The following is a 17,816-nucleotide window of genomic DNA, read 5'->3' on the forward strand; positions in this document are numbered from 1 at the left end:
GGAGATTTCACTGTGCAAAACCAACCTTAGCGAAAGCTTAGTTGGCAACGGCCCGTAACATCTTTCCCGAAATAGCCTCGACGGTTACACGGCATCATGCCGCCGGTTACTCCAGAGAATCAGTTATGCGCCTGCTCCTTGTCGAAGATGATCGTGCCCTTGGCCAAGGGATCCGCGTGGCCCTGGGCGCCGAAGGCTACACCCTGGACTGGTTGCAGGATGGCGTCAGCGCCTTGCACGCGTTGCGCACCGAAAGCTTCGACCTGCTGCTGCTCGACCTCGGCCTGCCGCGCCTTGACGGCCTCACACTCCTGCAAACCCTGCGCGCCGAGCAATACGACCTGCCGGTGCTGATCCTTACCGCCCGCGACGGCACCGCCGAGCGCATCGCCGGCCTGGACGCCGGCGCCGACGACTACCTGGTCAAACCCTTCGACGTCGAAGAGTTCAAGGCCCGTGTGCGCGCCCTGTTGCGCCGCAGCCAGGGCCGCGCGCAACCATTGCTGGAGCATGCGGGCGTGAGCCTGGACCCGGTGACCCAACAGGTCAGTTATCAAGGCGAGGACGTTGTGGTCACGCCGATGGAATACCAACTGCTGCACCAACTGATGGTGCGCCCCGGCAAAGTCGTCACCCGCGAGCGGTTGTCCCGCGCGCTGTACGGCTGGCAGGACCGCGTCGAAAGCAACACCCTCGAAGTCCTTATCCACAACCTGCGCAAAAAACTCTCCACCGAACTGATCCGCACCGTGCGTGGCGTGGGCTACATGGTGGAACTCAAACCATGAATTCGGTCCGCGCGCGCATCCTCATTCCGGTACTGATGCTGATCCTGCTGGGTGATGGCCTGATCAGTTGGCTCGTGCTGCGGGACAGCCACCACGAAATCGAAGAAGTCTACGACGCCCAACTCGCCCAAAGCGCCCGTTTGCTGCAAGGCGTACTGCGCCAGCGCGATCCCGGCGATGCCGACTGGGACCGCCTCTACCAGGCTTTCGATCAAGCCATGAGCCGTGTCGGCGAAGACGGCGCCGCGCACCCCTACGAAACCCGCCTGACCTTCCAGGTATGGCGCGCCGACGGCCAACTGCTGGTGCGCTCCACCGACGCGCCGATCCTCAACGCACCGCCCACCACCCTCGGGCCTCACGACCTGATGGAAAACGGCAATGACTGGTGCGCGTTCATGCTCGCCGACATGCAACAAGGCCTGCTGATCTGGGTGGGCGAGCGCGACGACATTCGCCAGGACGTGATCCAGCGCATCATCCGCCACACCCTCTGGCCCATCCTGATTGGCGTGCCGCTGCTGGCGTTGTTGATCTGGCTGACCATCGGCTGGGGCCTCAAGCCCCTGCGCGCCATGGCCCAGGCCATTCGCGGGCGGGACAGCAATACGTTGCGACCGCTGCAACTTGAACCGTTGCCGGCGGACCTGGAACCGATGCAAACCGCGCTGAACCGCCTGCTGGTGCAGGTGGATGACCTGCTGGAGCGGGAGCGTCGGTTTATCGCGGACGCGGCGCATGAACTGCGCACGCCGTTGGCGATATTGCGCATTCACGCGCAGAACGCCCAGAGCGCGGAAACCGAGGAGCAGCGGCGAGAGGCGTTGGACTTCCTGGTGAATGGCGTGGACCGGGCGACGCGTATTGGCAGCCAACTGCTGACCATGGCGCGCATCGAGCCGCAGTTGAACAACACCGTACGAGTGCGTGTGCCGTTGACGGAGTTGGTGCGCGAAGAACTTGCGGAACTGACGCCCCTGGCGATGGAGAAAGGCGTTGAGTTGGTGCTGGAAGGGGATGAGGAATGCTGGATTGAAACGGACCCCGTGGCGTTGGCGATTGCGCTGCAGAACCTGGTGACCAATGCGCTGAATTTCTCGCCGGCGGGGAGTGAGGTGAGGGTGATGGTGCGGGGGACGGATTCAGGAGGGGTGCAGCTGTGTGTGGAGGATGCGGGGCCGGGGATTGATGAGGGGGAGATTGGGCGGTTGTTCGAGCGGTTTTATAGCCGCGGGAATGCAAATGGGGCCGGGTTGGGGTTGGCGATTGTGCAGATGATCGTGGGGAAGATTGGGGGGCGGTTGGAGTTGTATAACCGGGAGGTGGGTGGGTTGTGTGCGCGGTTGAGTTTTAGCGAGGGGGCTGCTTGAAAAGGCCGTCGTTATAACCACGGCTTTCATTGCAAGGCTACGGTGCTGTGCTGAATAAATGCGGATGTTCTGCCTGAAATGCTTTGAAAGTCTTGTACTTCCAGCGGTCGCCGCCCGGGTCTTCATCCGATGAACTGACCTCGCCGAAATACCAATGCTCTGACTCGAACTGTTCTCCGTCCTCATCTTCGTGGATGAAGTGAAAACCCACCTCGTGTAGGCCTGGGGGGATGATCAACCCCCATTCGTTTGCAAGGCTTCTGCCCGTTATTCGGGTTTGACGAAAGTAGTCGTAGTCGAAGGGCAGAATAGCGCCGAGGTAGCGGCTTTTATCGATGTAGACGCAGACTTCGCTTGAGAACATGTCGGGCACCAGAATGGCTGCTACGATCCAGCATTCAGGTGTTTCATCGGGCCGGGCTTGAATCAGGTGCGCGGCCGCGTTGATCAATTGCTGAGCGCAGTGTGCCTGGATCGCCGGGGTTGTTTGCTTGCCTTCGACCAACGTTTCTATGACGGGGATTTTGAAATTTTCAAATCCTCGCCTCACTGGGAAGTCTTCTAAAAACCAGCCTTCGAAACTATCTGCCCATCGGCTTATTGCGCGCAAGCGCCTGGGGATGTTGCGGAGTTTTTTGTCTGAAAGTGCAAGACGACGCATAGGGTATGAATACTCTTGGTTTGCTTCTGTTTGTGAGGCCCGGGCTTATTCTTAATCACCAGGACTTTCTATAATCGAGAGCGAGAAAGTAGTCACTTTCCGACGAAATAATTTTGTGACTGAAGAGCGGCTGTATAGTTAATAGCCATTCTTCACGCAGCTGGAACATTCCGTTGTTAATGTCGTCTTCAACGGACAGTCTGAGCGAGTCGACAACGGTATAGTCCTCGCCCAAGTCTGCGGAGCGCTCTATTCCTAAACCAAGCTCTGTCGACTTATCGAACCATTCCAGTCTTAATTTCAGTCCCATATGCCCTCACAAAAATTTTTTGATATTTCGTTTTTTCTTAGGCTTTTTCAGCCGTTCACCAGTTATGTGGTTGAACGCCCCCAAGTGACTGCCATCGCTTGCTCTCTACGCCTCTAGTTCGCCGTGCTGCGAGTCCCACTCGTAAATTATCCGTCCTTTGTCATCAATCCAGCGCTCTCTAAGCCCTGCCCCACCTTGCTTTGGGGTCTTGGGTTTTGCCTTGCTCAGGTTTAGGAAACCGGTGATTTCGTCTGTGCCAGGAGCGGAATGGTATTTGTGATCGCCCGCCCTAACGCTAACCACCACATACAGCGGCCGAACCCCCGACTCCACCGGAAACACCAGAATAAAATCCCGATACTCCGGCGGATAAATCGGGTTAACCAGAATCTGCTCGGCAGCCTCCGTCGGCGGATAAATCCACATCACCGGAGCTTGCGGTGCAGCTTCCAATGCCGGAATGCCAAGGGTGTCGCCAGGATCAATGGCCGGCGTCCAAATCAGCTCCACACCCTCGCCAAGATCCGCCACGAACTGACTGTCACGACTCTGAAACTGCACCACATCGATCATCTGCCAGTCGGTATTTTTACCGGTGTAAAACCCATACCCCTTGAGCGTCCCGTCGTCGCGTTGCTCGATATGCAAGCGCATCCGCGAGCGGGCTTTTTGCAGGTTACGAAGCTGCTCTTCGCTATAGAGCGCACTGTCGCCAAGCTCCGATGGCCAAGCCAGCGCCACCAGCCCTGCAAGCAAGCTCCCCGCTGCGGCGCCGACCGCCGCAGCCGAGGACTCCAATGCCGCTGTGCGCAATACAAGCTGGCCAAGCCCTACGGGCAGGGCACTACCACTGATTTTCCTGAGGGACACGCCGCCGTGGCTGTCCATCTCCCGCCCGCCTAACAGCGTGAAGTGGCCGTAGTCCTTGATCAGCTCAAGCGGCACATAGCCGGTGGGATTGTTGTAGCTGATGATCCCGTCGGGCAACTGGCACGACTTGGCGAATACGTGGCCTGGAATCCTCGCGGGTTCAGGCGATGGCGGGGGAGGCGCTTCATACAAATCAATGAACGGTGAATTCGAAATCTGCTTAGGCTGCGGAGTCAGGATTCGCCGCTTCAGCTGCTCTTCTTCGGTAATTGGATACGCGCGCTCTGTCATGACGACTCACTTCCCTGTGCAAGGAAGCGAGCCTATGAGAGCGGAGAAGAACCTGAAATTCTCGCTGTTCGATGGGAGGTGTGGGAAATGTCATCAGATCAACAGCGACAATCGCGTCCCACGCTGCAGGCCGCAAAGTACGACGAGTAAGTAGATTCGTCCCCTGTGCTCCTTACTGACGAACAGCTCACTGACTAGCGGTCGTTTCGTTTATTGCGATTTTCGTTTATTTCGTCTAGCGTTGGTCTCACTCAGTTGAGTACTTGCCGGAGCGAAATCATGATTGCCAGCCATCTCCCCAAAACCGTCCTGCCGTTGGAAAAGGAAGTCGAAGCCGCCGTACAAGGCCAGCGAGCGTTGGCGTCTCTACTATCGACCAAGTTTGAGACCCAGCGTATCGACATTTTCGACAAGGAAGACAAGCCTCATACGCTGGTGCTACCTACCTCAGCGCTGCGCCTGCTGGTCGATATTTTGGGTGAGTTGGCCATTGGTAATGCCGTAAAGGTTGTGCCGGTCCACGCTGAACTGACTTCCCAGGAAGCTGCCGACATGCTCAATGTGTCGCGACCGCATTTGGTCAAGATGCTGGAAGAGGGCGCTATTCCATTCACCAAAACCGGACGGCATCGGCGGATACGGTTTTCTGATTTGATGGCGTTCAAGCAGCGGCGTGAGGATGAAAGTCAGGAGGCGATGGATGCGTTGGCGCAGCAGGCGCAGGAGTTGGGAGTGGGGTATGAGGGATGAGGTGTTCGCCTTTTACTGCGGTATACGACGCCTGTGTTCTCTACCCTGCGCCACTCAGGGACTTGCTTATGTGGCTTGGCCTTTCGGGGCTTTTTCGAGCGCGATGGACTAATCAGATTCATGAAGAGTGGAAGCGAAATGTGCTCAAGAATCGACCTGACTTAACGGTAGCTCAAATGGATTGCACTTCGGCGCTGATGGACATGGCGATACCGGATGCTCTGGTGACGGGGTACGAGGATCTTTGTTCGAGCCTGGATTTGCCTGATCCTGATGATCGTCATGTGCTCGCGGCGGCGATCAGGAGTAAGGCCGAGGTTATCGTGACCTTCAACTTGAGGGATTTTCCAGCGCGGGTGTTGGACGCTTACGACATTGAAGCGATGCATCCGGATGACTTTGTTTCGGATCTTTGGGATTTGGATCAGGCAGCTGTGTTGGCTGCGGCGCAGAAGCAAAGGCGATCGCTGAAGAGGCCGCCGATGGATGCGGGGAATTACCTGGAGATGTTGATGCGGCAGGGGTTGGTGCAGACGACTAAGTTTCTTGGGCCTTATGAGGTGATGTTGTAGAGATTGTGTCAGATGGGCTGCATCTGCCGGTCAGATGTTTCTTGGCATATCTGGAGTAAATAGATCTGCCCCCCTAAGTTTCTGACCCCTAAGTTTCTAATGTTGAGATTGATTTCACTCGTCACAGGCGAGGTAGAGCGACGCATTTTTTGGAAGAACCTGTGACGTGAGGTTTTCAATGACCTTGATCTGATTTGCTGTAAGCAGATAGTCGTAGACGCCGTCACTCTCTGTCTGCCAACCCATGATGGTGCGCAAATCTTCAGCTTTCACATTGAGGGAGATTTCAGCTGAAATGTTGTCGCTACTTATAGGCACAACGTATATCAAGTGCTTCACGGCTTTACTCTTTTCAAGTCATCTGTGTCTTTAGTTTCTTCACCCGTTATCGGATCGAAATTCGCCGCTTCAGCTGTTCTTCTTCGCTAATTGGATACGCGCGCTCTGTCATGGCTGCTCACTTCCCTGTACAAGGAAGCGAGCCTATGAGGGCGGAGGCGAACCTGAAATTCCCGTTGTTCGATGGTGTGCGTGGGAAAACTCACTTTCTGAATGGGTGCTCACCTCCTAATCAGGTGTAGGAAGCTTCCAGTTCGCGTGCAGGCGTCGAAAAACCGGTGTGTCGATATGCTAGGGTCATGCGCCATAACCGATAGGGATAAGGCGAGTGCCTGCCCTCAGTGGAAATTGGACAGGACGCCAGTTGATGATTTATGAAGATGTAGACCCGCAACTACTTGCCTTTTTGCATGACCCTATGGCGAACACGACTGCCCTCCCGCCAGCTGGCAAACGTCTCACCTGGCGCAGTCGAATGCTTTACAAAATACCCGCACTGCGTCGGCTGATTTGTCCCGAACAGGTTCAGGCAATACTCTGGGAGAAACTTAAGGCAAACCTGGAACAGGCCCGACAATCGCTGCCGCAGTATCTCTTCGAAGACAACACACCGCTCAACCCTAATACGGTTAACCGGTTCACAGATCAACTGGGTAGCTATTTCAGGATTGAGGTGGCGTCTGCAGGTCATGGTGCGTCATCAGCGTCGGGAAGTGATACGTACGCTGATTTTAGTAAAGCCTACACATGGGCGGCGCTTGAATATACGTGCAACAGGATTGCCGAAAACCTGCAGCTGCGAGCCGTACATAACTTATCCATCCTGAAGAATGCTAACTTGTGGTTGTGTTATTACCTCAGTGAAATCTATTTTCTCATGGGGCATGGGCTTCTGACTGCCAGGTTGGTTGGGAGCACTCTTCACATTGTACCTACCGCGAAACTACAGCGACGGATCAAGGGGTATTGGTTGGCGGAGGTTACTGAGGCTAATTCTAAAATCAGTGATACACGCACATTGTATGACATGGCGGAACTGTTGCAGAAATATGGCCGTTTGAATCCGGATTTGCGTGGGCTTCTGGTGGATCAGACTCTCGATAAATGCCTGTCTATACATTCGGAGTACTTGTCCGCCGCCATGACACGGCATCCCAAGTATCATTACTTGCGAGAAATAGTCGATTTTGCCGTTCACCTGGAGCTGCGTGTGATGTCGGGCGAACGTACAACCGATGAAGCTTACCTGAGGACTATTGTCAGTCCTGCCACGGTGGATATGATCAACAGTGCCTTGGCCGGACGCGCACCAACGTTGGACTCCGCCAGCAGTTTCATAGAATACAAGGGCGGCGTTTATGTGCGGGGAGCGCTGAACTTTAAGTATGGGTTGAGAAAATTCGTCAGGTACTTGCTAGGTACCGCAACCATCAATGGGAAAGAGGCGGACTTTGGCCAACTGCTCGGAGCCGGCTTCGAAAAAGATTACGTTTTAAATTACATTAAAAAACTCAACGATCCACGCCTGGAGGTGTTTGGGGAATTCAAGCCGGGCAATAATGCGAAAATCAAGGGGTATGATATTGATTTGGTGGTTCGGGACCTAGAGGATGATATTTATTACTTTATTCAGGTTAAATATCAATTATCGGAAATTCCAACCTATCTTTCGGAGCAGTGCCAGCTATTTCTTAATGCTAATTTTCGTACCGGCTTTGTCAGGCAGTTGGCCGTGCTAAGGGACACTATTTCCGATGAAAGTATTCGCCAGAAACTGAGCCAGCATGGCCTGGCCGGTGCTCACGCAGGTAATAGTCACTTTGTATTGTTGCACAATATCCCCTTCCTGAACTTTTATGAACTGGATGGTATTTTCTTTTATGAGTGGAATCTGCTTCGGAATATTCTACGTGATGGGCGGGTGCAGGTTCGAAAAGATCAACACATTACCGAAGAGCGAGTGTTGAGCAAACCACGGATGCATCGGCCTCAGGAGATGGTAGACGCTTACTTCAACCAGTCGCAGAGCGGAAGGCAGATGACCGAGCACTATGATGTCTATTGCAGGGCTAATACGCGCTTTGTTTTCGATGAGCTGGACGTGATCTGCAAACTGTTATGACGTCCAGTGGTTTGCCCCTGAGCGGGCGTGATTGTTTAGGTCCGATCACGGGCAAGGCTGGCTTCTTCAATGGTTTTTTCAGGTAGTCCTGAGCAGCGCATTGGTTCAAAGCATATGCCGGGAAATCACCCTCGATATCTCAACAATCGACGTCTTCCCCGTGAACTCAAACTTCACTTTCCCCACCGCCGAAAAGTAAATCTCCAACTCCGAATCCAGGTCAAAGGTCCCCGAGGTTTCCACCGAATACGCGACGATATTTTTATACGGCAGGGACGTGAAATCCTTTTTGCTGCCGGTAATTCCCTGCACGTTCACGGCGATGATGCGCTTGGTGGTGAACACCACCCCATCGCGCATGGCCTTATAGGAATCGATGACCTGCTCATCATCCAGCAGCAATGACGAAACGCGCTCGGCGTATTCGTTGTTCTGCTTGAGCTTGAAGAAGCCTTTGTTGTTGAAGTCGATCATGTGCCTTTCCTTGGGTGAGTGGTGCAGCGGATGCCGGTACCGGTGTATGACGTTTTGCTCGCGGATCTGTATCTAACGGCGTTCCTTTTATCGACCTACCATGGCGCCAACAACCCGCCGGCCATCACAAGGTTTTACGTCGTCAAGGAGCCACACCATGCCCGAACTCTCCAGCCTGCTTGCCTACGGCCTGATCTCGCTCGGCATGGTACTGACGCCCGGCCCGAACATGATTTACCTCATTTCGCGGTCGATCTGCCAGGGGCGATTGGCCGGGCTGATTTCCCTGGGCGGCGTTGCGATGGGTTTTGTCGTCTATATGTTCTGCGCGGCATTGGGTATCACCGCGTTGGTGATGGCGGTTCCCTATGCCTACGACGCGCTGCGGCTCGGCGGGGCGCTGTATCTGGTTTACCTGGCCTGGCAGGCGGTGAAGCCGGGTGGCCGGTCGCCCTTCCAGGTGCGGGACTTGCCCAAGGACAGCCCGCGCAAGCTGTTCATGATGGGCTTTGTCACCAACCTGCTGAATCCCAAAGTGGCAGTGATGTATCTGTCGTTGCTGCCCCAGTTTATCGACCCCAACGGGCACGCCAGTGTGCTCTCGCAATCGCTGGTACTGGGCTTTACGCAGATCATGATCAGCGTGAGCGTCAACGGGCTGATCGCTCTGATGGCGGGCTCGATCGCGGGGTTCTTCATCCGCAAACCGGTCTGGCAAACCGTACAGCGCTGGTTGATGGGCTCGGTGCTGATGGGCCTGGCTGTACGCATGGCGGTCGAAGGCAGGCGTTAAAGGATCGCCTTCAGGTAATCCTTGAGTGCGTTGAGCGGGGCATTGAGTTCTTCGAGTGTCGTCGCTTGGCGCGCATCCACCGCAAGCCGTTGCAGCTCGCGGCCCATCACGGTGTGTGCACCGCCCAGGGATTCGAGGGCCAATGCCAGGCACTCGTCGATCTTATGCTGGATGGCATTGATATCGCCCTTGCGCACCAGCAAGCCAAACACCTCCCGCTCATAGCCGTCCATGACCAGGTCGTCCCGCAGAATCGGGCTCGCGCCTTCGGTCTCATGCACCAGCTTGAGCGCAAAAAGCGCTACAGCTTCCAGCGTCTGTTCCATGGCCAAGGTTCCTCTTTTCTCGCGTTCGCCCGCCCATCATCACTTTCCTGCAGGCGAAAAAAAAGACCTTGAATTTCAAGGTCTTTTTTTAAGATGGTGCCCCGAGGGAGACTCGAACTCCCACTCCTTTCGAAAACGGATTTTGAATCCGCCGCGTCTACCAATTCCGCCATCAGGGCTCAATGGCGGCGAAGTATAGAGATGAGATTACCGTTGGTCAATCACGTTTCATGGTCAATTTTCACTATTTCCGCTAGACTTCCCGGCCCTGCTAGACGAACCCCATCATGCGCGTTGCTGACTTTACTTTTGAGCTCCCTGATTCGCTGATCGCTCGCCATCCTTTGGCCGAGCGTCGCGCCAGTCGACTGCTGACCCTGGACGGGGTCAGCGGTGCCCTCGCACACCGTCAATTCACTGATTTGCTTGAGCATTTACGCCCAGGCGACTTGATGGTTTTCAACAATACCCGGGTGATTCCGGCTCGCCTTTTTGGCCAGAAAGCATCCGGCGGCAAGCTGGAAATTCTGGTGGAGCGGGTGCTGGACAGCCATCGCGTGCTGGCCCATGTGCGCTCCAGCAAGTCGCCGAAACCGGGTTCGAAGATCCTTATCGATGGCGGTGGCGAAGCAGAAATGCTGGCCCGTCATGATGCGTTGTTCGAGCTTTGGTTTGCCGAGGAAGTGTTGCCGCTGCTGGAACGCGTCGGCCATATGCCGTTGCCTCCTTATATAGACCGCCCGGATGAAGACTCGGACCGCGAGCGTTATCAGACGGTGTATTCCCAGCGACTGGGCGCGGTGGCTGCACCGACGGCGGGGCTGCATTTCGACCAGCCGCTGCTGGATGCGATTGCCGCCAAAGGCGTTGAAACGGCCTATGTGACCCTGCACGTGGGGGCCGGCACGTTTCAGCCGGTGCGTGTGGATAACATCGAAGACCACCATATGCACAGCGAGTGGCTGGAAGTCAGCCAGGACGTCGTGGATGCGGTTGAAGCGTGCAAGGCGCGCGGCGGGCGGGTGGTGGCGGTCGGTACGACCAGCGTGCGCTCGCTGGAAAGCGCGGCGCGCGATGGCGTGCTCAAGCCGTTCAGTGGCGACACAGACATCTTTATCTACCCGGGCCGGCCGTTTCATGTGGTCGATGCCCTGGTGACCAATTTCCATTTGCCGGAATCCACGCTGTTGATGCTGGTGTCGGCATTTGCCGGTTATCCCGAGACCATGGCCGCTTATCAAGCCGCCATCGATAACGGATACCGTTTTTTCAGCTACGGTGATGCGATGTTTATCACCCGTAATCCGGCGCCGCGCGGCCCAGAGGAACAATCATGAGTCGTATGTCGTTTGAATTGCTGGCCACGGATGGTAAAGCTCGCCGCGGCCGTTTGACTTTCCCTCGCGGTACCGTCGAGACCCCGGCCTTTATGCCGGTCGGTACCTACGGCACGGTAAAAGGCATGCTGCCGCGTGACATCGTCGCCACGGGCGCCGAGATCATCCTCGGCAACACCTTCCACCTGTGGCTGCGCCCGGGCACCGAAGTGATCAAGAAGCATGGCGACCTGCATGACTTCATGAAGTGGCAAGGCCCGATCCTCACTGACTCCGGTGGTTTCCAGGTGTTCAGCCTGGGCGCCATGCGCAAGATCAAGGAGGAGGGCGTGACCTTCGCCTCCCCGGTGGACGGCGCCAAAGTGTTCATGGGCCCGGAAGAGTCGATGCAGGTGCAACGTGACCTGGGCTCCGACATCGTGATGATTTTCGACGAGTGCACGCCGTACCCGGCCGATGAAGACGTCGCGCGGATTTCCATGGAACTGTCGTTGCGTTGGGCCCAGCGCTCGAAAAACGCCCATGGCGATAACACCGCTGCCCTGTTCGGTATTGTGCAGGGCGGCATGCATGAAAGCTTGCGCAAGCGCTCGCTCGAAGGCCTGGACAAGATCGGCTTCGACGGCCTGGCCATCGGCGGCCTGTCAGTGGGCGAGCCCAAGCACGAGATGATCAAGGTGCTGGATTACCTGCCGGGCCTGATGCCGGCTGACAAACCTCGTTACCTTATGGGCGTTGGCAAACCGGAAGATCTCGTAGAGGGTGTGCGCCGCGGTGTGGACATGTTCGATTGCGTGATGCCAACCCGTAATGCCCGCAATGGGCATCTGTTCATCGATACAGGCGTGCTGAAGATCCGTAACGCGTTCCATCGCCATGATGAATCGCCGCTGGATCCTACCTGTGACTGCTACACCTGCCAGAACTTCTCGCGCGCTTATCTGCACCATCTGGACAAGTGTGGGGAAATGCTGGGTAGCATGTTGAATACCATCCACAATTTGCGTCACTACCAAGTCCTGATGGCTGGTTTGCGCGAGGCTATTCAACAGGGTACATTGGCCGCCTTCGTCGATGCCTTCTATGCCAAGCGCGGGCTGCCTGTGCCGCCCTTGGACTGAGTTTTCCGACCCTAAGATTCACTATTTGCAACTGGAGTGCTAAATGAGCTTTTTTATCTCTAATGCCATGGCTGATGCCGCTGCACCGGCCGCTGCCGGTCCTATGGGCGGTGGTTTTGAGTGGATTTTCCTGGTCGGCTTCCTGGTCATCTTCTACCTGATGATCTGGCGTCCACAGGCCAAGCGCGCCAAAGAGCAGAAGAACCTGCTGGGCAGCTTGCAGAAAGGCGACGAAGTCGTGACCACTGGCGGCATCGCCGGCAAGATCACTAAAGTGTCCGACGCTTTCGTGGTTCTGGAAGTCTCCGACACCGTAGAAATGAAGTTCCAGAAGGGCGCCATCGCTGCCACGCTGCCAAAAGGCACGCTCAAAGCGATCTAAGTAACAACCTTTACCAATCGACGGGGCGCGCAAGGCGCCCCGCGTTATAAGCGGGCGGCGTGATGCTGAACAAATACCCTCTGTGGAAATACGTACTGATCCTGGCGGTGCTGGCGATCGGTTTTATTTATTCCGCTCCCAATCTCTATCCTGATGACCCGGCTATCCAGATCACTGGCGCCAGCACTGCGCTGCAGGTCAATCAGGCTGATCTGGACCGTGCGAGCAAAGCGCTCACCGACGCGGGTATCCAGGTTAAAGCGGCAAGTTTGGCTGCTGATGCGAAGGGCGGCTTGTTGCGCCTGACCAAGCAAGAAGACCAATTGCCGGCAAAAGACGTTGTGCGCAAGGTCATGGGTGATGACTACGTCGTCGCACTGAACCTGGCACAGACCACGCCAAAATGGCTGCGCGCGATCGGCGCACACCCGATGAAGCTGGGTCTGGACTTGTCCGGTGGTGTGCACTTCCTGCTGGAAGTGGACATGGATAAGGCCCTCGACGCTCGCCTGAAAGTCTACGAAGGCGATGTGAAGAGCCTGCTGCGTAAAGAGCGCCTGCGTTATCGCAGCCTGCCGCAGCTCAACGGTGCCATCCAGCTGGGCTTTGCTGACGAAGCAACCCGCGAACAGGCCCGTGCGCTGATCCGCAAGAACTTCAACGATTTCGACATTGTTCCGGCCGACCTCAATGGTCAGGCGGTACTGCGTCTGGCGATGACCCCGGCCAAGCTGGCGGAAATCCGTGAATACTCGATCAAGCAGAACTTGACCACGGTACGTAACCGCGTCAACGAGCTGGGTGTGGCCGAGCCGATCGTTCAGCGCCAGGGTGCCAACCGCATCGTGGTTGAACTGCCGGGCGTGCAGGACACCGCTGAAGCCAAGCGTATCCTGGGTAAAACAGCCAACCTGGAATTCCGCCTGGCGGCTGAGCCGGGTGCTACCCGTGCTACTGCAGAAGAGTTCGAGTTCCGTGAAGGCAATCGTCCACCTGCACTGATCGAGCGTGGCTTGATCATTACGGGTGACCAGGTGACCGACGCCAAGGCTGGTTTCGGCGAGCACGGTACGCCTGAAGTGAACATCCGCCTGGATGGCCACGGCGGCGAACTGATGAGCCGCGCAACCCGCAGCAACGTCGGTCGCAGCATGGCGGTGATCTTCATCGAGCAGCGTCCTGTCACCACCTACACCAAGCAAGTGGTCGACGGCGTCGAGAAAGACGTACCGGTACAGACCTTTAAAGAAGAGAAGAAGATCATCAGCCTGGCGACCATCCAGTCGCCGCTGGGTGCTCAATTCCGCATCACCGGCCTGAACGGCCAGGGTGAGTCGTCCGAACTGGCGCTGCTGCTGCGTGCCGGTGGCCTGGCCGCCCCGATGTACTTCGCTGAAGAACGTACCATCGGCCCGAGCCTGGGTGCTGACAACATCACCAAGGGTATCGACGCTGCACTGTGGGGCATGCTGTTCGTCTCCCTGTTCATCATCGCCATCTATCGCTTCTTCGGCGTCATCGCCACCGTCGCGCTGGCGGGCAACATGGTGATGCTGCTGGCCCTGATGTCGCTGCTGGGTGCAACGCTGACCCTGCCAGGTATCGCCGGTATCGTACTCACCATGGGTATGGCGGTTGACGCCAACGTACTGATCTTCTCGCGGATTCGTGAAGAGATTGCTGCGGGCATGACCGTGCAACGGGCAATCAACGAAGGCTTCGGCCGGGCATTTACTGCAATTCTCGACTCCAACCTGACCACCCTGTTGGTCGGCGGGATTCTCTTTGCCATGGGCACCGGCCCGGTCAAAGGTTTTGCGGTGACCATGTCCCTCGGTATCTTTACCTCGATGTTCACGGCCATCATGGTGACCCGCGCAATGGTCAACCTGATCTTTGGCGGACGTGACTTCAAGAAGTTGTGGATTTAAGGGGCTGCCATGTTACGTACAATCAACTTCATGGGCGTTCGCAACGTTGCGTTCGGCTTCACCATGCTCCTTACCGTTCTGGCGTTGTTCAGCTGGTTCCATAAGGGCCTGAACTACGGTCTGGACTTCACCGGCGGTACGCTCATCGAGCTGACCTACGAGAAGCCGGCCGACGTTAGCCTGGTGCGCAACGAGCTGGTCAAGGCCGGCTATCACGAAGCTATCGTGCAGAGCTTTGGTGCCACCACTGACCTGCTGGTGCGTATGCCCGGCGAAGACCCGCAACTGGGTCACCAGGTAGCCGAGGCCTTGCAGAAGGTCGGCGGCGACAACCCGGCGTCGGTCAAGCGCGTCGAGTTCGTGGGCCCGCAGGTAGGTGAAGAGCTGCGCGACCAGGGCGGCCTCGGCATGCTGATGGCGCTGGTCGGCATCATGATCTACCTGGCTTTCCGCTTTCAGTGGAAGTTCGGTGTCGGCGCCATTGTGTCGCTGATCCACGACGTGATCGTGACCGTGGGCATCCTGGCCTACTTCCAGATCACCTTCGACCTGACGGTATTGGCGGCGGTGCTGGCAATCATTGGCTACTCCCTCAACGACACCATCGTGGTATTCGACCGGGTTCGTGAGAACTTCCGGGTGCTGCGCAAGGCGACGTTGATCGAGAACATCAACATCTCCACCACCCAGACCCTGCTGCGCACCATGGCGACTTCGATCTCCACCTTGCTGGCGATTGCCGCACTGATGGTGTTCGGTGGCGACAACCTGTGGGGCTTCTCGCTGTCGCTGTTCATCGGCGTGCTGGCGGGTACCTACTCGTCGATCTACATCGCCAACGTGGTACTGATCTGGCTGAACCTCAACAGCGAAGACTTGATCCCTCCTGCCAGCACCGGCAAGGAGGTCGACGACCGCCCTTGATGGGTGATTGTTGATCTGCTGTTACAAATAAGGCGCGAGTATTGAACTCGCGCCTTTTTTTTTGCTCCAAGGCTGGGTATAGCGCGGATCGTTCGGTCCGTTTGTGATGGTCAGGAGGTTCACGTGAACAAGTCGTTACTGGTTGGTGCGGTATTGGGTGCTGTCGGTGTGACTGCCGGGGGTGCTGTTGCCACCTACAGCCTGGTAAAAAGCGGCCCTGAGTATGCGCAAGTGCTGGCTGTGCAGCCGGTGAAAACCCAGATTAAAACCCCGCGTGAAGTCTGCAAGGATGTTGCCGTAACCCGGCAGAAACCTGTGCAGGATCAGCATCAGATCGTCGGTACGGTGGTCGGTGCGCTGGCGGGCGGCCTGTTGGGTAATCAGGTCGGCGGCGGTAATGGCAAGAAGCTGGCCACCGTGGCCGGGGCGGTCGGTGGTGGTTACGCTGGTAACAAGGTTCAGGAAGGCATGCAGAACCGCGATACCTACACCACCACGCAAACTCGTTGTAATACCGTTAATGACATCAGCGACAAGGTTGTCGGGTACGACGTACGTTACACCCTGGACGGCAAGGAAGGCTCCGTGCGCATGGATCGTGATCCAGGCAACCAGATCCCCGTCGACAAGGAAGGGCGCCTGGTTATCGGTCAGAACCAGCCGCAGCAGTAATCCCAGGTATAAAAAAAGCACCCCGAGGGGTGCTTTTTTGTGCTCTCTCGCTTAGCGCTTCAGCGAAGCCGGCAGATGCGGCTGGATCGCCGTCAGGACTGCCTTGAAGCATTTGGTGTTGCCGGCAACCACGTGACCCTTCTCCAGGAAGTCGTGACCACCGGTGAAGTCGCTCACCAGGCCGCCCGCTTCTTGAATCAGCAGTGCGCCTGCAGCCATGTCCCACTCGGACAGGCCCGACTCCCAGAACGCATCAAAACGGCCGGCAGCGACATATGCCAGGTCCAGGCTGGCTGCGCCGGCGCGACGGATGCCGGCGGTCTGGCCAACCAGGGCGCGGAACATGCCCAGGTAGTTTTCCAGGTTGTCCATCTGGTCGTCACGGAACGGGAAGCCGGTACCCAGCAGGGCGCCGTCGAGGCTGGTGCGACCGCTGACACGCAGGCGGCGACCGTTCAACTGGGCGCCACGGCCACGGCTGGCGGTGAATTCTTCCTGGCGAACCGGGTCCAGCACAACGGCGTGTTCCAGGCGGCCACGGTATTTGCAGGCAATGCTCACGGCAAAGTGCGGGATACCGCGCAGGAAGTTGGTGGTGCCATCCAGTGGGTCGATGATCCACAGGTAGTCTTCGCCTTCGCCGCTACCTTTGTGCAAACCGGTTTCTTCACCGAGGATGCCGTGGGTAGGGTAGGCCTTGCGCAGCGCGTCGATGATTTTCTGCTCGGCGGCGCGATCCACCTCGGATACGTAATCCTTGGCGTCTTTTTCGTCGACCTTGATGGTATCCAGGCGCTCGATGGAGCGGAAGATCAATTCACTGGCGCTGCGGGCGGCGCGCAGCGCGATATTCAGCATGGGCTGCATGGATGTGTCACCTAAGGTTGTTAAAGAAAGCCGAGCATTCTAGCAGAAACTTTCTTCAGGTGAAGGACGACGTTACCTTTCATGGCATAACCTTAGGCTGTTCTGTAAGATTTGCTCCCCTTTCCCGTGTCCGAGAGCGCCTCCCTTGCTGCAAAACATCCGTGTCGTCCTCGTCAATACCAGTCATCCCGGCAATATCGGCGGCGTGGCGCGAGCCATGAAGAACATGGGGCTGACGCGCCTGGTGCTGGTGGAGCCGCGGGTGTTCCCGCACCACGAGGCCGATGCGCGCGCGTCCGGCGCCAATGACATCCTCGAAAAAGCCCAGGTCGTTGCCACTCTGGAAGACGCCCTGGTCGGCTGCAACCTCGTGCTCGGCACCAGCGCTCGCGACCGTCGCATCCCCTGGCCGCTGCTGGATCCTCGCGAATGCGGGACCAAAGTCGTGGAAGAGGCCGCCGGCGGCGCTGAAATCGCCTTGGTATTCGGCCGTGAAGACTCCGGCCTGACCAATGAAGAGCTGCAGCGATGTCATTATCACGTGCACATTCCATCAGACCCTGAGTTCAGTTCGCTGAACCTCGGGGCAGCGGTGCAGGTGTTGAGCTATGAAGTGCGCATGGCCTGGCTGGCTGCTGAAGGCCAGCCAAGCAAGGTTGAAAAGGATGAGGTTGCATCGACCAAGAGTGGCGAACTGGCCACCATGGACGAGCTGGAGCGATTCTATGAGCACCTGGAGCAAACCCTGGTGGCCATCGAGTTCCTCGATCCGGAAAAACCGCGGCACTTGATGGCGCGTCTGCGCCGGCTATACGGACGCAGCTCGGTCAGCCGGGCAGAAATGAATATATTGCGTGGCATCCTCACGGAAACCCAGAAAGCGGCCCGTGGCGAGCTTCTTAAGCGGAAGGATTAA

Annotated in this window: 19 protein-coding genes, 1 tRNA gene and 1 pseudogene; 13 read left to right on the forward strand and 8 right to left on the reverse strand. The window is 57.0% G+C overall.

What is annotated here, in order from left to right:
• The first annotated feature begins 125 nt into the window (after positions 1-125).
• Together HX821_RS09560 and HX821_RS09565 are read left to right on the forward strand one after the other, a co-directional pair.
• Entirely contained in the window at positions 126-788 is a 663-nt protein-coding gene (locus tag HX821_RS09560) for a response regulator (RefSeq protein WP_177021394.1), read from the forward strand.
• Positions 785-2,158, forward strand: a complete 1,374-nt coding sequence (locus HX821_RS09565) for an ATP-binding protein (RefSeq protein WP_177035668.1) — start codon at positions 785-787, stop codon at positions 2,156-2,158. The genes HX821_RS09560 and HX821_RS09565 overlap by 4 nt, the downstream gene beginning before the upstream one ends.
• Positions 2,159-2,195: 37 nt before the next feature.
• Here the strand turns inward: HX821_RS09565 and HX821_RS09570 are convergent, their stop codons facing one another.
• From HX821_RS09570 to HX821_RS09580, 3 genes and pseudogenes are all read right to left on the reverse strand, one after another.
• Positions 2,196-2,819 carry a DUF3916 domain-containing protein gene (locus HX821_RS09570; protein WP_177020400.1) on the reverse strand — a complete coding sequence of 208 codons (624 nt, stop codon included), beginning with the start codon at positions 2,817-2,819 and terminating at the stop codon, positions 2,196-2,198.
• Positions 2,820-2,874: 55 nt separating this feature from the next.
• Complete coding sequence (locus HX821_RS09575; protein ID WP_102368185.1) at positions 2,875-3,129, reverse strand: colicin E3-like toxin immunity protein; 255 nt, start codon at positions 3,127-3,129, stop codon at positions 2,875-2,877.
• Between the two features lie 6 nt (positions 3,130-3,135).
• Positions 3,136-4,290, reverse strand: a pseudogene (locus HX821_RS09580) (S-type pyocin domain-containing protein).
• Positions 4,291-4,569: 279 nt separating this feature from the next.
• On the opposite strand from HX821_RS09580, the gene HX821_RS09585 reads away from it, so the two are divergent.
• A complete protein-coding gene (locus HX821_RS09585) occupies positions 4,570-5,040 on the forward strand; it encodes a helix-turn-helix domain-containing protein (protein WP_177035669.1) in 471 nt (156 codons plus the stop codon).
• A complete protein-coding gene (locus tag HX821_RS09590; protein ID WP_177020403.1) occupies positions 5,037-5,612 on the forward strand; it encodes a PIN domain-containing protein in 576 nt (191 codons plus the stop codon). The genes HX821_RS09585 and HX821_RS09590 overlap by 4 nt, the downstream gene beginning before the upstream one ends.
• A gap of 114 nt (positions 5,613-5,726) precedes the next feature.
• On the opposite strand, the gene HX821_RS09595 is transcribed toward HX821_RS09590, so the two are convergent.
• A complete protein-coding gene (locus HX821_RS09595) occupies positions 5,727-5,951 on the reverse strand; it encodes a hypothetical protein (RefSeq protein ID WP_177020404.1) in 225 nt (74 codons plus the stop codon).
• A gap of 367 nt (positions 5,952-6,318) precedes the next feature.
• On the opposite strand from HX821_RS09595, the gene HX821_RS09600 reads away from it, so the two are divergent.
• Entirely contained in the window at positions 6,319-8,073 is a 1,755-nt protein-coding gene (locus HX821_RS09600; protein WP_177020405.1) for a hypothetical protein, read from the forward strand.
• 105 nt (positions 8,074-8,178) lie between these two features.
• On the opposite strand, the gene HX821_RS09605 is transcribed toward HX821_RS09600, so the two are convergent.
• Positions 8,179-8,547 carry a PH domain-containing protein gene (locus tag HX821_RS09605; protein WP_177020406.1) on the reverse strand — a complete coding sequence of 123 codons (369 nt, stop codon included), beginning with the start codon at positions 8,545-8,547 and terminating at the stop codon, positions 8,179-8,181.
• A 157-nt stretch (positions 8,548-8,704) separates the two neighbouring features.
• Between HX821_RS09605 and HX821_RS09610 the strand changes: the two genes are divergently transcribed.
• Positions 8,705-9,340: a LysE family translocator gene (locus HX821_RS09610; RefSeq protein WP_102605677.1), complete on the forward strand. Its 636-nt coding sequence runs from the start codon at positions 8,705-8,707 to the stop codon at positions 9,338-9,340.
• Here the strand turns inward: HX821_RS09610 and HX821_RS09615 are convergent.
• Together HX821_RS09615 and HX821_RS09620 are read right to left on the reverse strand one after the other, a co-directional pair.
• Positions 9,337-9,666 (reverse strand): hypothetical protein, encoded by a 330-nt coding sequence (locus tag HX821_RS09615; protein ID WP_003210318.1) that lies wholly within the window; start codon positions 9,664-9,666, stop codon positions 9,337-9,339. The two genes, HX821_RS09610 and HX821_RS09615, sit on opposite strands and share 4 nt — an antisense overlap.
• Before the next feature lie 94 nt (positions 9,667-9,760).
• Positions 9,761-9,845: transfer RNA gene (locus tag HX821_RS09620), tRNA-Leu, on the reverse strand.
• A 108-nt stretch (positions 9,846-9,953) separates the two neighbouring features.
• On the opposite strand from HX821_RS09620, the gene queA reads away from it, so the two are divergent.
• From queA to HX821_RS09650, 6 genes are all read left to right on the forward strand, one after another.
• Positions 9,954-11,003 (forward strand): tRNA preQ1(34) S-adenosylmethionine ribosyltransferase-isomerase QueA, encoded by a 1,050-nt coding sequence (queA, locus tag HX821_RS09625; RefSeq protein WP_177035670.1) that lies wholly within the window; start codon positions 9,954-9,956, stop codon positions 11,001-11,003.
• 5 nt (positions 11,004-11,008) lie between these two features.
• Positions 11,009-12,124, forward strand: coding sequence for a tRNA guanosine(34) transglycosylase Tgt (tgt, locus tag HX821_RS09630; RefSeq protein ID WP_003210314.1), 1,116 nt, complete (start codon positions 11,009-11,011; stop codon positions 12,122-12,124).
• A gap of 43 nt (positions 12,125-12,167) precedes the next feature.
• Positions 12,168-12,506 (forward strand): preprotein translocase subunit YajC, encoded by a 339-nt coding sequence (gene yajC / locus HX821_RS09635; RefSeq protein ID WP_003175975.1) that lies wholly within the window; start codon positions 12,168-12,170, stop codon positions 12,504-12,506.
• A 62-nt stretch (positions 12,507-12,568) separates the two neighbouring features.
• Positions 12,569-14,437, forward strand: coding sequence for a protein translocase subunit SecD (gene secD / locus HX821_RS09640; RefSeq protein WP_003210312.1), 1,869 nt, complete (start codon positions 12,569-12,571; stop codon positions 14,435-14,437).
• Between the two features lie 9 nt (positions 14,438-14,446).
• Positions 14,447-15,361 (forward strand): protein translocase subunit SecF, encoded by a 915-nt coding sequence (gene secF, locus HX821_RS09645; RefSeq protein ID WP_003210311.1) that lies wholly within the window; start codon positions 14,447-14,449, stop codon positions 15,359-15,361.
• Between the two features lie 123 nt (positions 15,362-15,484).
• Positions 15,485-16,033: a glycine zipper 2TM domain-containing protein gene (locus HX821_RS09650; protein ID WP_003210309.1), complete on the forward strand. Its 549-nt coding sequence runs from the start codon at positions 15,485-15,487 to the stop codon at positions 16,031-16,033.
• A 51-nt stretch (positions 16,034-16,084) separates the two neighbouring features.
• Here HX821_RS09650 and suhB read toward each other — a convergent pair whose 3' ends face one another.
• Complete coding sequence (suhB, locus tag HX821_RS09655) at positions 16,085-16,900, reverse strand: inositol-phosphate phosphatase (RefSeq protein WP_003175971.1); 816 nt, start codon at positions 16,898-16,900, stop codon at positions 16,085-16,087.
• A gap of 145 nt (positions 16,901-17,045) precedes the next feature.
• On the opposite strand from suhB, the gene trmJ reads away from it, so the two are divergent.
• Complete coding sequence (gene trmJ / locus HX821_RS09660; protein ID WP_003210307.1) at positions 17,046-17,816, forward strand: tRNA (cytosine(32)/uridine(32)-2'-O)-methyltransferase TrmJ; 771 nt, start codon at positions 17,046-17,048, stop codon at positions 17,814-17,816.

Origin of the sequence: Pseudomonas sp. B6001 (assembly GCF_013386015.1) — a bacterium.
Taxonomy (GTDB): domain Bacteria; phylum Pseudomonadota; class Gammaproteobacteria; order Pseudomonadales; family Pseudomonadaceae; genus Aquipseudomonas.

Excerpts from the sequence above, each read along its gene's own strand:
- secD (WP_003210312.1), top strand. The coding sequence starts at position 12,569 with ATGCTGAACAAATACCCTCTGTGGAAATACGTACTGATCCTGGCGGTG.
- HX821_RS09590 (WP_177020403.1), top strand. The coding sequence starts at position 5,037 with ATGAGGTGTTCGCCTTTTACTGCGGTATACGACGCCTGTGTTCTCTAC.
- yajC (WP_003175975.1), top strand. The coding sequence starts at position 12,168 with ATGAGCTTTTTTATCTCTAATGCCATGGCTGATGCCGCTGCACCGGCC.
- queA (WP_177035670.1), top strand. The coding sequence starts at position 9,954 with ATGCGCGTTGCTGACTTTACTTTTGAGCTCCCTGATTCGCTGATCGCT.
- tgt (WP_003210314.1), top strand. The coding sequence starts at position 11,009 with ATGTCGTTTGAATTGCTGGCCACGGATGGTAAAGCTCGCCGCGGCCGT.
- HX821_RS09605 (WP_177020406.1), bottom strand. The coding sequence starts at position 8,547 with ATGATCGACTTCAACAACAAAGGCTTCTTCAAGCTCAAGCAGAACAAC.
- HX821_RS09600 (WP_177020405.1), top strand. The coding sequence starts at position 6,319 with ATGATTTATGAAGATGTAGACCCGCAACTACTTGCCTTTTTGCATGAC.
- HX821_RS09585 (WP_177035669.1), top strand. The coding sequence starts at position 4,570 with ATGATTGCCAGCCATCTCCCCAAAACCGTCCTGCCGTTGGAAAAGGAA.
- HX821_RS09615 (WP_003210318.1), bottom strand. The coding sequence starts at position 9,666 with ATGGAACAGACGCTGGAAGCTGTAGCGCTTTTTGCGCTCAAGCTGGTG.
- HX821_RS09610 (WP_102605677.1), top strand. The coding sequence starts at position 8,705 with ATGCCCGAACTCTCCAGCCTGCTTGCCTACGGCCTGATCTCGCTCGGC.
- secF (WP_003210311.1), top strand. The coding sequence starts at position 14,447 with ATGTTACGTACAATCAACTTCATGGGCGTTCGCAACGTTGCGTTCGGC.
- HX821_RS09560 (WP_177021394.1), top strand. The coding sequence starts at position 126 with ATGCGCCTGCTCCTTGTCGAAGATGATCGTGCCCTTGGCCAAGGGATC.
- HX821_RS09565 (WP_177035668.1), top strand. The coding sequence starts at position 785 with ATGAATTCGGTCCGCGCGCGCATCCTCATTCCGGTACTGATGCTGATC.
- suhB (WP_003175971.1), bottom strand. The coding sequence starts at position 16,900 with ATGCAGCCCATGCTGAATATCGCGCTGCGCGCCGCCCGCAGCGCCAGT.
- HX821_RS09570 (WP_177020400.1), bottom strand. The coding sequence starts at position 2,819 with ATGCGTCGTCTTGCACTTTCAGACAAAAAACTCCGCAACATCCCCAGG.
- HX821_RS09575 (WP_102368185.1), bottom strand. The coding sequence starts at position 3,129 with ATGGGACTGAAATTAAGACTGGAATGGTTCGATAAGTCGACAGAGCTT.